An 11263-nucleotide genomic window follows, 5' to 3' on the forward strand; every position below is an offset into this window, starting at 1 on the left:
AGAACGACGCGACTGGGATGCCGCTCTGTGTCCGGCGCAGTTCGGGGTCCCGGGTGAGCCGCCCACTGAGAATGATTCGATTCAACATGATGTTTACCTCCATTTTGACAATTTGTTTTTCGGGCGGCCGGTCCAGAGGGGAAGCACACGCCCGGCCCTGCCGCTGTGTACCCTCTCGTCTGTTCCACACCCGTTCACCAACACACTTGGATGGGGGACCCATCGCCCGCCGCCGTCAGGGTACCGCTTGGGAACCGGACGGCGGCTTAGGGGCAATACCGTTTGTTGGGATGCTCCTCCAGGGAGGCAAACGGGTGGATCAGCAATTCATACAGGACGGTCTGCCGCTCCGCTTCCGGCATCTCGGCGCAGTCAGCGGCCAATTCGGAGACAGTCTTGTTTCCGTACTGCTGAAAACACTCCTCATAAATGGCCGTGAACCCTGCCGCGCAGGGCGCCACCAGCTCGTCCATGAACTGGATCAGACTGCCGGCCTCCATGTCCCCAAGGACACTGTCCCGCGGCGGCAGATTGGCCTTCAGACGCTCCTCCAGCGAACGGGGCGGGAGAAGGGGCTGCCCCAGGGGCGGGGCCCCGTCCTCCTCAAGCTCTGTTTGTTCAGGAGGGGCGCCCAGGAGGGGCGGGAGCAGAAGGGCGGCCGTGTCATAGAGGTAGGCGTCGCCGCAGGAGGGAGTTACCGAGAGCCGGTCATCCAGGGCCTTGGCAAGCTGTTTGTAGGCCATGGACTGTACCTGCTCCCTGGAGAGGCCCAGGGTGGACCGAAGCCGCTCCAGCTCCGCTTCAAAGCCCTGGAAATACTCAGGCAGGGTCATATCAGCAAAGCGGTGGATGATGGCCGCGGCGTATTCGGGGTGGGCGCAGCGGCCGGTGTCCAGCAGGGCAAGCCGGTCTTGCAGTGGGAAGCGTTCAATCTTCATGCTGGCCTGCCTCCTCTCTCTGCCGGCGCTCCAGCACCTCCAGCGCGCTTCCGGCCCGGTCCAGCAGGTTCCGCAGAGCGGACAGGGGGTCGTCTGTGTAGCGGCCCCAAAAGTAATCGCTCCCGTTTCTGCACACCCATGTTACAAACCGCGCGGGGGCGTTGGGGTTCTCGCCAAGGACATATTCTGTGTCCCCGACACGGATGGCGCTGGTAATGATATATCCGGCGTTACTGCGTTCTGACATGGTTTATCCTTTCTCCCCGTATGAGCCCGATAGGACAGGCTATCTTATGCGGCTTGCAGGACTTCCCGCTCCCACTGGTCGAGAAACCGCTGGACTTCTGGGGTGGGGGGCTGATGGTTCATGGTCTGGGCCTGGACCACTTTCCTGTTTCGGATCTCCAGCGTGTAAAATGGCTTGTCCGCTTCAGCCGCCCGGCGCAGAAACAGGATGACGCACTCCTGCTTTGCCACGCGGTCCACATAGGTGCCGACACAGTGGTGGAGGACCTGTCCCTCCTGAATGATGTCCTCCGGGCTTTGGGGACAGAGCACCACCATGCCGTCCAGCTCAAAGTCAGCATGGAGGCGGATAGATTCCATCGCCGCATGAAAATCCCGGCGCATCTTGGCGTCCAATTTCTGCTTCCATTGGGCGGCGGCCCGGTCATGGGCCTTTTGCAGGTCCCGGGGAAACAGGACGGAATCGCTCAATGGAAACTCCAGCTTCCGGCACAGATCCAGATAGTCGGCATATTCCCTGACCACATCGTATGTATTTTGATAGCGTCTGCCCAGGTCGGTGCGGGCGGTCAGGCGCCTGGTCTGGCCGTCCACATAGCGCATGAACCTGTGCGGCGTGGTGACTTCCATGAAGGGCAGGATGTTCCGCTCGATATAGTAGATGCCATGCCTGTTCTGCCAGAGGAATAGCGCCTGCCGGTCCTTCAGGCCCATGCTGTAATATGTTTGGAAGCTGGCCAGCCCGGAAGCTCTGATGCGCATATCCCGAAGGAAGGGGACATCCTCGGCACCTACACAGAGAAGCCGGTGTGTCCGGTTCTGCTCCTGATCCAGGCGCACGGTCTGATGTCTGTAAATCAAGTCGGACACCAGATCACAAAAGCCCACCTTGACCAGATGTTCGATTTTGGGCTGGGTAATATAAGATGTGAGAAGCGGCTTTAGTTCTACCGGCTCCTGGAAATAGCCGCAAAACTGCGTGACAGGGCAGTATTGCCATGGCGTGTCACGGAGGGCGTCCGGCAGGTTGTTGGGATAGACATAGCCGCAGAGGTCTGCCGCAAAGTTGTACTGCCAGCGGCTGAATACGGGACGGGTCCCGGCTTTCCATACGCCAAAGGAGCTGTAATATTGGCTGGTCTCCAGCTTGCCACTGGGTCTCTGACGGATGAACTGGCGGGCGGCCTCCCAAAGGTCCAAATCCTGGTTCGCATGATGGAGGGTGGCCTTGAACACCCGGACCACGACTTCGTCTGGAGCGGTCCTCTGTATGACCTGGCAGGTCTCTTGGTCAAACAGATTTCCCATGCGGCCGCGGGATTTCATTATCAACTCCCTGCCGCAGGATGGGCAGAGGGCGTTCCCGTTGTACCTGACGCCGGACAGTGAGATTTCCCTGCCGCAGGCGGAGCAGACGCCGGGGACTGTTTTTCTGCCCTTCATGGCGTCGTAGAAGAAGTACGCCGGCATGATTTTGCGGTACAGCCATCGTTTCAGGCCACGGGGAACTGGTGGGACAGACTGCATCCGGGCGTTGATCCTGCGGCGCTCCTTCCGTTGCCGGACCTGCCGCCTGTTTTCCTGTATCAGCTTTTGATGGGCCGTCAGGCAGCCGAAGCCGTCTTGCGTATCATCATGGAAAAAGCGGCTGATGCATTTTCGGTCAGTCTGGGTAAGGAAGGCACAGCGGGAAACGAAGTTCCAATCAGGGGACAGCCGCTCAAAGCACGCCGTGCGCCAGGATGCAGTGCCATCCTCCCGGCGCTCCAGCGTGAGATAGTCGTCTTTCTGCTGGAACACGGTCCATTTGGGGAGCAGGTCCCCCTGTGCCGCCCCGGCCCGGGAATAGACCTGGAGCACGAGGATGCGGCGGTGGCCTATCACCCGGACACGGGCGGTGGTCAGCCACTCGATCTGGTCTGCGCACAGCAGGCCGCTGTTCGCACGAATATGCAAGGGTTCCCCGGCATATTTTCGGCACTCAGCTTTGTTCATCGCCCGTCACCTCCCAGAAGGGACATCTGCTCATAGGTCTCGCCTGCCGGGGCGGGAACCTTATTCGGCTGGATGGGAGCTGCGGGCCGGGTCACAGCCTTGCCCTGTTTGACGGATGGCTTCCGCTCGGGCTCTTTATCGGCATTCGGGTCGTTAAAATAGTCCACGGCCCACTGGTACACGATATCGTCCGGAATGTCACACCCGTAGACCCCGGCATCCGTCACATCGCTGTCCGACCGCTCCTGTTCCGCATACTCTCTGGCTTTCCGGCTGATGTAGCGGAAACACTTGGCCAGGGACTTCTGGGGCGAGAGCACATTTCGGGCCAAGGCAGGGTCGCCGGCACACAGCTGGGCGAGATGGGCGGCCACGCAGTCCTTCATATTCCTCCGGGTGATGCGCTCGATCTCCTCCCGGATGCGCTGAACGGATGCGGCGGCCACATCATCCTGGCACATGGCCTCCGTTATCTGAGGCGCCGGGACAGGAGCAGGCGCGGCCGCCTTGGGCGGTGCGGCACTTGGTTCGGGGCGAGGCGCGGGAGCGGCGGCGTGTTCCGTCCCTGTTTCCGCTGGGACCTGTTTCTCCGGCTGGTGCGACTCTGTATTTTCCCTCCGCCTCTGGCGCGCTTCCTGTCTGGCCGCATCTTCGATATCTGCAAAAAACCCCATTTGTCCATACCTCCTTTGTGAAGTCATCGTGGGAATGAGGTTTGATCCCACACTGTCCGCTCCACACTCCCGGCGGGGGAACCGCCGCAGACAGCAGGAGGTCTGACTGTAAACAAGGTTATAGGAGATACAGGGCATGATAATGCAACTGCCCGTGGCGCTTATCCCCCGCTCCCGCCCGCCGCGGCACACAAAAGAGGACAGGGGGGAGAAAAAGCAGACACCAGGGAACCGCTGCGGCACAATGGTTTGCCGTGTTTCTGTCCACTTTTCCCTTTTTTTCGTAAAAAATCAATAAGGATGAATAAAACATTGTAAAGAAAATATTTGTAGAGAAAAAAGCGGAAAAGGGGACAGGACGCAGACATAGCGCGGACCCATACCTTTCATCTTAGCCCTCGCCCTGCTCCCTTTTGTATTAACGGGGGCAGGGCGGCAAGGCGTCGATGCAGACAGAGCCTGGGAATACAAGAGCGGGTAGCAGGACCCATGCGGCAGAATGCGGAGATGGCCTTTTGCCTCCCCCTCTTCCTGTATAAGCGAGGGGCGAGGGAGAATCAGAGCCCGGATAACCGCTGCCCCCTATCTCCTATATGGGCATAAAAAATCGCCACCTGCATTGAGGTGACGATTTTTATATGATTTCATTTTATCGCATCAACCAGCGATAGTCCTTGCGGCAATCCAAAATATAATCCACATACACGGTATTGTCCTGGATCTGGTAGAGAATGAGATACCAGTTTTCCACAAACATCTTGTGGTACTTATTGGGCGGGATATACGACTCCTCAAAGAAGGGGAACCGTTTGGGCATCTGCCGCAGAGAGCGCATAGCGGCCATGATTTCTTCCTTCTTGGCCGCTGCCGCCTCTTTACTGACTTTCGCTAAAAACCGGATATGCGCCCCCAGCATCTGTTTGGCGCGGTCAGAAACAATGACTTTGTATTCCTGTTCCGCCATGCCTATGCCTCTGCGATCACGTCGTCCAGATAGGCGTCCAGCTCATCCAGCGTATAACCCTTGCTGCCGTTGACCCTATCTTCCTCTACGGCAAGCAGTTCTTCCCGGAGCTTCAGCATTTTCTCCCGGCGGGTGTAAGTTTCAATGTCCATTACGACTAAGTCTCCCTCGCCATTCTTGGTAAGGAAAACCGGTTCAGCGGTCTCCCGGCACAACTCCGCGATCTCGTTATAATTCTGGCGAATGGCAGCAGATGGGCGAATATTCATCGTGATACCTCCTCTTTGCGCAGATAGCATTATTCTAACCATATTATACTCATATAATGCAACCTCGTCAATATATTCCGTACAGTCATCGGGTTTTGCGTCCCCCGTTTTGTCGCCGCAACAGCAGGTCATTATAGTCTTTGGCCCCTTGCGGCGGATTGTCCAGCACCAAGTAGCCGGTCAGGAGGCGTTGGAGGCTCTGGGCCGCCATGCGTCCGGCATCGTCATTGTCCAGGCAGAGGATAATGCGCCTGATCGGATTGCGCTCCAGATACTGTCCCAGGGCCCGGGGCATCTTGTCATGGCCTCGGCGGCTCGGACCATAGACGCCGGACAGGGAGAGAGTGTTGGCTGTGCGCCAGTCCCGCCCCTCCTGCTTCAGTATGGTCAGGTAAGAGAGGGCGTCAATGGCACTTTCAAAAACGCAGAGGGTCTGCCGCGGCCCCGCCCTGACGGGAACCGCGAAGGAGAACCGCTTATCGCTCCCGGCCACCTCGCCCATGAAGGTGGAGCGGGGGTATGTACCACGCAGAGCGGCATACCTGGGCGTGTCCCCGTCGTAGCCCACGAACACGCAGTTGTGGTGGGCTGCGTCCTCATAAAGCTGGTTGTTTCGGATGCAGGCGCGGAGTATCTCGGCATCGATGCCGCGGCCGGTCAGGTAGGCCATCACCCGCCGGTCGTCGGTGTGGCGGGGCGGCAGATGAAACGGCTGGGGCCCGCGCCGCTCCGAGGGGACAGGTGCCGCCGGGGGCATGGACCCTGCGCCGAGGATATGCCGCACGGCGTCCGGCAGAGACAGGCCCCGCACCTCCACAAGATAGTCCAGCGCGGTGACGCCTCCCACGCCACGGGACCACCAGTACCATTTCCCATTGGAGAGTTTGAGGCTGCTGTGGGTGCGTGTGGCGTAGGAGCCGTTGCCGTGCGGAATCAGCTCGTCCGGCTCATACCGCCGCAGATAGGTTAGCAGGTCCAGCTCCCTGGCCTGGGCCAGCTGTTCCGGTGTGACGGGAAACATGGTTCCTCACCTCCTGTGTCATAAAATGATGCGAAAAGACGGCCTCCCTGGTATGGGAAGCCGTCTTGTTTTTGTGTTTCATATCGGGGCACGGCAAGTATGATGGTAGATACATATAGGCTGCGCCGTTCATATCGCACAATTACATCGCTTGCATTCTTGCATAAATAGCACAAATTGCACAAAGTTTATCAAAATGAGATTACGGTGTTGACTTAATAGAAGTTAAATGATATTATACAGTAAACAGCAAAGAAGAAAACGAGTTTTCGCTTTCGCCGCTTAAAGAGAAACGAGGTGACAATATCATGGCAGTAACAAGCACAGCATGAACCAGTAAGCAACACATTAAGACGTTCCGTTCTATCAGCTTAAATTTACAAAATTCAGAAAGAGTGAATCAAATGAATAAAGTTATTAACAGCAAGATGTACGACACGGCTACGGCCGAACTCATTAAGAAAGTGTTCTTTGGCGAAATCGACGATCCAGACGTTATTACTGATGCGCTCTATCGAAAGAAAAACGGCGAATTTTTCTATTGCGTCTGCCCGGATGACCCCGACGACCCCACATCTTACAGCATCATCCCGTGTTGCGAAGACGACGCAAAGCTGTGGGTCGAAGAGAACTGCAGTGGAGACAAGTACGTAGAGCTCTTCGGTGAAGTCGAGGAGTAAGCCTCAGTCTGCGTGGGCTTTGCCGCAGAGGCTGCAAGGAGGGGCGGTCCCTCCTTGCGGCCGGCACAAAGCTATCATAATAATATCAATAATCTGTTTACATTTTATACCAGAAAGGAAGATAATCACCATGAAAAAGATCATTAACCGCAAGCTGTATGACACCAATACGGCCGAATTTATTGCCAACTATTGCTATGGTTGTGGCGGCGACTTGTATTTTCTGAACGAGTCGCTCTACCGGAAGAAAACGGGTGAATTTTTCCTCGGCGGCGAGGGCGGCGCAAAGACCAAATACGGCGACACAGATGGCGATTCGTATTTCGGTTCCTGGGATATTATCCCCCTCACCGAAGACGAGGCTCGGGACTGGGTCGAAGAGCACTGCAGTGCCGACGAGTACATTGAGATCTTCGGTGAAGTCGAAGAGTAAGTCCTGAAATGCCTAGTCTTTGCTTCGGCTGTAATGAGGGGACCGCCACCTCACGGCAGCCGAAGCAGGGCTACGGTATTGCCTCACCAATCAGATAGCTGAATTTTTCCAAAACACAAAAGAATTTTATGAAATGAGGGTTTATATCATGTCAATGGTGCGTATCAGATGCAAATGTTTTCAGTGCGGCAAGACTTTCGAGTGGAAAGCAGAAAGATGGGACTTTGGGGATGCCAAAGAGTGGGAAAGGTGGGCGAGGGAAAAAGTCGTTTGTTGCCCAGATTGTGAGCGCGAGGCATACGAAGAACTGCGCAAAAAAGGCATTAACATATTTTACAGTAAACCGTATGCCTACAAGTCAACTGTACTCCACGGCACAAAGAAGCAGGTTGAGCAAGCTGAGATGATCCGACAGAACTTGCTTCTGGACGCTGGTAGGTTCTTATTTGCAAACCAAACGAGAGCCTATGAACTCCGCGATTTTGTTATTCAATCCAACGTCATGCGGGTCTTAGATGATTTGAGAGATGTGCTTGTACGAGCTCAGAATGAGCGCAGTGCCGCATGGTGGATAAAACATAATTGTTCTGATGGTCCCCATCTGCTGTGGCGGTGTTATTGGGAACAGCGCCCCAAAAAGTTAATGATTATTAGTGCCTAGTCCTCACCTGCCCTGACAATAACAGCAAAACATCGAAAATGAACAAGACGGCCTCCCTGGTTTGGGGAAGCCGTCTTGTTGCTTTGTGTTATACGGTTAGATGCGTTACAGCTGGAATGTCATGTTATCCAAAACGGACCTGCACTCCTCGTCCAGGAGCAGGAAGATACATTTGGGTCTGACCGGAGCGTCCTTGATCGGGCCTGTTTCGTCCTGGAGCGTTTTGGCACAATCCGTGAATCGTTGATACAGAGACCTATCCCGGAATGTATAGGTCACGGCAGGAATACGGAAGCCGAGAAACCGCTTCTCAATGGGGTCCTGCAGGTTTGACATGATGTCGGCGCTGCCCCCTTGGCACGGCTCAACCGCGGTATTCGGCTGATCTCTGTCAACAAAATAGAACGGATAGAGGACCACGGGCTCCTCGTCCTTGGACGGGGCGTCGTGTTCAAAAGACAAAAAATATTCATGGGCGTGAAGCGCCGGATATTCTCCTAATTGGGGGAAGGCGGCGTTATTCGCCAGTTTGCTACCATCGAGATTGCTGAGATAATCCCGGACAGATGTGATTGCAAACGGGGGGAGAGGCTGTATGTCGCGTTTCACGGCAACGGCTCCCTGGTTCACATCCAGTAGCAGAAGGGAGGGAAGACCCGCGGTGGCAAGACTGGCACTGCGGGATTCCCGCTCCCGCTGGATAGCAGCAAGGCATTCGGCAAAACTTTCATACAGGATGTCGTTGGTGAATACGAAAATCTCACGCCTGATCTCGTCCGGGGAAGGTTTCTTCTTTCGGCCCGGCTTGAGTTTCGGAAGCCTGAGATTGGCGACTTCCTTGTATCGGATCATAGTGCTGCTTGATGCAAAGCCATACTGCCGGTTCGGTGCAGTTCCTTTCGTCTCCCGTACATACTGAAAACGGAAAACGGCAGTCCCGTCCTGCATCCCTTGTCTGCGCCCTTTGCAGGTCAGCGTACTGACTTCCACGGTACAGTCTGGCAGTTCATAACAGCTGTCCCCATCCTCGCCGTCCATGAGCTCGCCCCATGTATATGCACCACGTTCAAACTGGTTCAAATAGTCCTTGATGGCTTTCTTAATGACATCTATCGAAGTAATCGTGTTGGACTCCGTGATGAAGCGTTCCACTGCGCCCATTTCCCGTACCACTTTATCCGAGTCAAGGCGCTTGGCCAGCACTTGGAGATCTTCACGCTCCAAGCTGCATTCTATTTCTCCCTCCATAAACTTCTCCAGGGCGGCTGGCTCCATTTTGAGTATATAGCTCACGGTGTCTGGAAAGATTTTCGGCTGATAATGCCGGAGGATATGCAAAAAAAGCCGGTCGATCCGTGCCTGCTCACCCGGATTTTGCGGCAAAGCGGGAACAGTATTTACGGTGTCCTCCTTTGCGGAGCCCGAGCCCTCTTTCATCCACTGGAATGATACATCGCCCAGGTCCGCAATTTTCTGCAATAGTTCGTCAGATGGTTGACGCTTTCCGTGCTCCAAAACACTGAGATAGTTGCGTGTGATGCCGAGTTCTTGGGCAAAGTTTTTCATATTGGATTTTGTTTTCTGTCTGACCCATTGAATACGGCCGGCAACGGTCAAAACATCACTATTCAGTATGGCGGACATATTGTCACCTCTTTATCTATTTATCTTTTGTGTAATAATGTTTAACTTTTTGCCATAAATGCGGTTTATTTTCTCGCTTTTATTATACCATAAAAACTCAAGATATCAAATAATATTTTGAGAAATAATATATATTATGTTGACGTATTTAGTAAAATATTGTATAATAAAGTTATCAAAAATAGATATATAGTTGAACATAACAAGACTGGTGGTGAACAGTATGAATGACAAAACATGGCCCAATTTTCCCGATATCCAGGCGGGGAAAAATGTGTCCTTGGGGAAGACGACCTATTTTGGTGACAAGCGGCTCGCAGTCTTTGTCATCGGCGACCCGGCGGAAGAACTGACCTGCAGGAACTTGATTACAGCCTGCCTGCCCAACTCATCGGTCACGAATCCCAACTGCGCGTACTTCGACACCCGGAACCATCCGGCAGCGCTCCAGTGGGCGATAGACCAGGGCATTTGCAGGCTGACCGGGCGCAGTGCCTATTCCGATTTCTGCACATTCCCGGAAGTAGAGTTTACCCAGGAAGCTGTGCAATCTATGGCGACTTTGGGCTCTTCAGCCATCTGAAGCAGTAGTTAGATATATAATAGAGAAAAAGCGGAAACCCCTGACTAGTGAAAACGGGAGACCAGCCTTTGTGGCGTGGCCTCCCATCTTTTTTGCTTATAATTCTAAATTTTATTATAGGACGTAAACCGAATATTATCTCTCAATCCCTCCTGCAAATCTCCGTGACGGCTTTTTCAATGCCTCTCTTGAGGCGTGGGTTTCCCAGCACCTCGTCCGCCGTATAACCCAGCGCGTACAGTGTGTCCTCGGTGTCTCTTGTGTAGCCGTACTCATGGTTGTTCAGCTCGTCGAGGAACATCTCGTAGATGAACCCCTCCCCGGTTTCGTCCTCCGCGATGGCGTCCCGCAGTTCCTTTTCGTGCCTGCTGAATGTGTCACGGATGAGCTGTGCGTCCGTTATCTTGAAAAAGCCGCCTGTATTCCCGGCTTTGTAGATCTTGTCAAGGTCTGTCTCCGGGTCGAGGCCCCAGCCCCGCATCATCTCCTCAAACTGCCGGTCGCTGAACGCGAAGCCAATCGGGAGCGCGTTGACCTCCTGCTGCTGTTTCTGGCGAAGTTCTGCGTATCTGTTTTTCACTTGTAAGTCCTCCTTTCCACACGGCTGGCCTTGCTGTGCAGGCCTGTGACAGTCATTTCCGTACCTTTCCCGTGCTCTCACGTCAGGAGGGAGGCGGTCCAGGGGTGCCGCACACATTTTCTTGTTCTGCAAGGACAGCGCGGGTCAGTTTATTCATACAGTCCACGAACCGCCGGGAAGCCCTGTCACGCTTGTGCCCCCAGAACCGCAGATGAGAACACCGGCCGTCCGCAATCGTGGCAGCGGCCAACTTGTTGTTTATCCACCCTTGGGTGCGGAGGGGCACTTCCACCTGATACCGCCTCATCAGGCAGAGGACGATGGAGCACGCGCTGGAATCATGCCGGCTCCGATAAAACTCTACGGTGTCATTTTGAAGCACGCCGCCCTCCCGGATAGTGCGAATGGCGTCCTGCACCTGCTCTTCGGCCAGCCGGTTGTGTTCTTCACAATACGCCTGGTCCTCCGCAACTGCTTTGGCTCTGCGCTTTTGCTCCCTCTCCCGGCTCTCACCTTGATAAATCGCAGACAGTTCACGGCATTCCGAGAGTTCTCCCAGCATGAGAGCACCGACA

Annotated in this window: 15 protein-coding genes; 4 read left to right on the forward strand and 11 right to left on the reverse strand. The window is 54.8% G+C overall.

All coding sequences use genetic code 11. The features are described 5' to 3' along the window. The 8 genes from B5G42_RS18805 to B5G42_RS16420 all read right to left on the reverse strand — a co-directional run. A partial coding sequence (locus B5G42_RS18805) for a single-stranded DNA-binding protein (RefSeq protein WP_242961266.1) occupies positions 1-136 on the reverse strand: 136 nt, incomplete at its 3' end. A gap of 130 nt (positions 137-266) precedes the next feature. After that, positions 267-938, reverse strand: coding sequence for a hypothetical protein (locus tag B5G42_RS16390; RefSeq protein WP_087272670.1), 672 nt, complete (start codon positions 936-938; stop codon positions 267-269). After that, positions 928-1185 carry a hypothetical protein gene (locus tag B5G42_RS16395; RefSeq protein ID WP_087272673.1) on the reverse strand — a complete coding sequence of 86 codons (258 nt, stop codon included), beginning with the start codon at positions 1183-1185 and terminating at the stop codon, positions 928-930. The genes B5G42_RS16390 and B5G42_RS16395 overlap by 11 nt, the downstream gene beginning before the upstream one ends. A gap of 44 nt (positions 1186-1229) precedes the next feature. Further along, positions 1230-3179 carry a PcfJ domain-containing protein gene (locus B5G42_RS16400; protein ID WP_087272676.1) on the reverse strand — a complete coding sequence of 650 codons (1950 nt, stop codon included), beginning with the start codon at positions 3177-3179 and terminating at the stop codon, positions 1230-1232. Continuing rightward, positions 3176-3640: a Cas9 inhibitor AcrIIA9 family protein gene (locus tag B5G42_RS18275; protein WP_162611134.1), complete on the reverse strand. Its 465-nt coding sequence runs from the start codon at positions 3638-3640 to the stop codon at positions 3176-3178. The genes B5G42_RS16400 and B5G42_RS18275 overlap by 4 nt, the downstream gene beginning before the upstream one ends. 862 nt (positions 3641-4502) lie before the next feature. After that, positions 4503-4817 carry a type II toxin-antitoxin system RelE/ParE family toxin gene (locus tag B5G42_RS16410; RefSeq protein ID WP_087272682.1) on the reverse strand — a complete coding sequence of 105 codons (315 nt, stop codon included), beginning with the start codon at positions 4815-4817 and terminating at the stop codon, positions 4503-4505. A 2-nt stretch (positions 4818-4819) separates the two neighbouring features. Continuing rightward, a complete protein-coding gene (locus B5G42_RS16415; protein WP_087272685.1) occupies positions 4820-5086 on the reverse strand; it encodes a type II toxin-antitoxin system prevent-host-death family antitoxin in 267 nt (88 codons plus the stop codon). An 85-nt stretch (positions 5087-5171) separates the two neighbouring features. Beyond that, complete coding sequence (locus B5G42_RS16420; protein WP_087272689.1) at positions 5172-6107, reverse strand: DUF3991 and toprim domain-containing protein; 936 nt, start codon at positions 6105-6107, stop codon at positions 5172-5174. 404 nt (positions 6108-6511) lie between these two features. Here B5G42_RS16420 and B5G42_RS16425 point away from each other — a divergent pair, with 404 nt between their 5' ends. The 3 genes from B5G42_RS16425 to B5G42_RS16435 all read left to right on the forward strand — a co-directional run bounded on the left by B5G42_RS16425 (position 6512) and on the right by B5G42_RS16435 (position 7881). Then, on the forward strand, positions 6512-6787 hold the full coding sequence (locus B5G42_RS16425) for a hypothetical protein (RefSeq protein ID WP_087272692.1): 276 nt from the start codon (positions 6512-6514) through the stop codon (positions 6785-6787). A gap of 130 nt (positions 6788-6917) precedes the next feature. Next, complete coding sequence (locus tag B5G42_RS16430; protein ID WP_087272695.1) at positions 6918-7220, forward strand: hypothetical protein; 303 nt, start codon at positions 6918-6920, stop codon at positions 7218-7220. Positions 7221-7374: 154 nt separating this feature from the next. Next, positions 7375-7881, forward strand: coding sequence for a hypothetical protein (locus B5G42_RS16435; protein ID WP_162611135.1), 507 nt, complete (start codon positions 7375-7377; stop codon positions 7879-7881). A gap of 105 nt (positions 7882-7986) precedes the next feature. Here B5G42_RS16435 and B5G42_RS16440 read toward each other — a convergent pair whose 3' ends face one another. Beyond that, a complete protein-coding gene (locus tag B5G42_RS16440; protein WP_087272701.1) occupies positions 7987-9525 on the reverse strand; it encodes a helix-turn-helix domain-containing protein in 1539 nt (512 codons plus the stop codon). Positions 9526-9748: 223 nt separating this feature from the next. Between B5G42_RS16440 and B5G42_RS16445 the strand changes: the two genes are divergently transcribed. Further along, positions 9749-10108 (forward strand): DUF4313 domain-containing protein, encoded by a 360-nt coding sequence (locus B5G42_RS16445; protein ID WP_087272704.1) that lies wholly within the window; start codon positions 9749-9751, stop codon positions 10106-10108. A 142-nt stretch (positions 10109-10250) separates the two neighbouring features. On the opposite strand, the gene B5G42_RS16450 is transcribed toward B5G42_RS16445, so the two are convergent. Together B5G42_RS16450 and B5G42_RS18280 are read right to left on the reverse strand one after the other, a co-directional pair. Continuing rightward, on the reverse strand, positions 10251-10688 hold the full coding sequence (locus B5G42_RS16450; RefSeq protein WP_087272706.1) for a DUF7659 family protein: 438 nt from the start codon (positions 10686-10688) through the stop codon (positions 10251-10253). Between the two features lie 82 nt (positions 10689-10770). Next, the coding region (locus B5G42_RS18280) for a hypothetical protein (protein WP_162611136.1) at positions 10771-11263 on the reverse strand (493 nt) is incomplete at its 5' end.

The sequence above is a fragment of the Flavonifractor sp. An91 genome (assembly GCF_002159225.1).
GTDB classification, from domain to species: Bacteria; Bacillota; Clostridia; order Oscillospirales; family Oscillospiraceae; genus Flavonifractor; species Flavonifractor avicola.

What these genes read in the sequence shown, in the direction of transcription:
- B5G42_RS16390 (WP_087272670.1), bottom strand. Translation starts at nt 938, where the DNA reads ATGAAGATTGAACGCTTCCCACTGCAAGACCGGCTTGCCCTGCTGGAC.
- B5G42_RS16395 (WP_087272673.1), bottom strand. Translation starts at nt 1,185, where the DNA reads ATGTCAGAACGCAGTAACGCCGGATATATCATTACCAGCGCCATCCGT.
- B5G42_RS16400 (WP_087272676.1), bottom strand. Translation starts at nt 3,179, where the DNA reads ATGAACAAAGCTGAGTGCCGAAAATATGCCGGGGAACCCTTGCATATT.
- B5G42_RS18275 (WP_162611134.1), bottom strand. Translation starts at nt 3,640, where the DNA reads ATGTGCCAGGATGATGTGGCCGCCGCATCCGTTCAGCGCATCCGGGAG.
- B5G42_RS16410 (WP_087272682.1), bottom strand. Translation starts at nt 4,817, where the DNA reads ATGGCGGAACAGGAATACAAAGTCATTGTTTCTGACCGCGCCAAACAG.
- B5G42_RS16415 (WP_087272685.1), bottom strand. Translation starts at nt 5,086, where the DNA reads ATGAATATTCGCCCATCTGCTGCCATTCGCCAGAATTATAACGAGATC.
- B5G42_RS16420 (WP_087272689.1), bottom strand. Translation starts at nt 6,107, where the DNA reads ATGTTTCCCGTCACACCGGAACAGCTGGCCCAGGCCAGGGAGCTGGAC.
- B5G42_RS16425 (WP_087272692.1), top strand. Translation starts at nt 6,512, where the DNA reads ATGAATAAAGTTATTAACAGCAAGATGTACGACACGGCTACGGCCGAA.
- B5G42_RS16430 (WP_087272695.1), top strand. Translation starts at nt 6,918, where the DNA reads ATGAAAAAGATCATTAACCGCAAGCTGTATGACACCAATACGGCCGAA.
- B5G42_RS16435 (WP_162611135.1), top strand. Translation starts at nt 7,375, where the DNA reads ATGGTGCGTATCAGATGCAAATGTTTTCAGTGCGGCAAGACTTTCGAG.
- B5G42_RS16440 (WP_087272701.1), bottom strand. Translation starts at nt 9,525, where the DNA reads ATGTCCGCCATACTGAATAGTGATGTTTTGACCGTTGCCGGCCGTATT.
- B5G42_RS16445 (WP_087272704.1), top strand. Translation starts at nt 9,749, where the DNA reads ATGAATGACAAAACATGGCCCAATTTTCCCGATATCCAGGCGGGGAAA.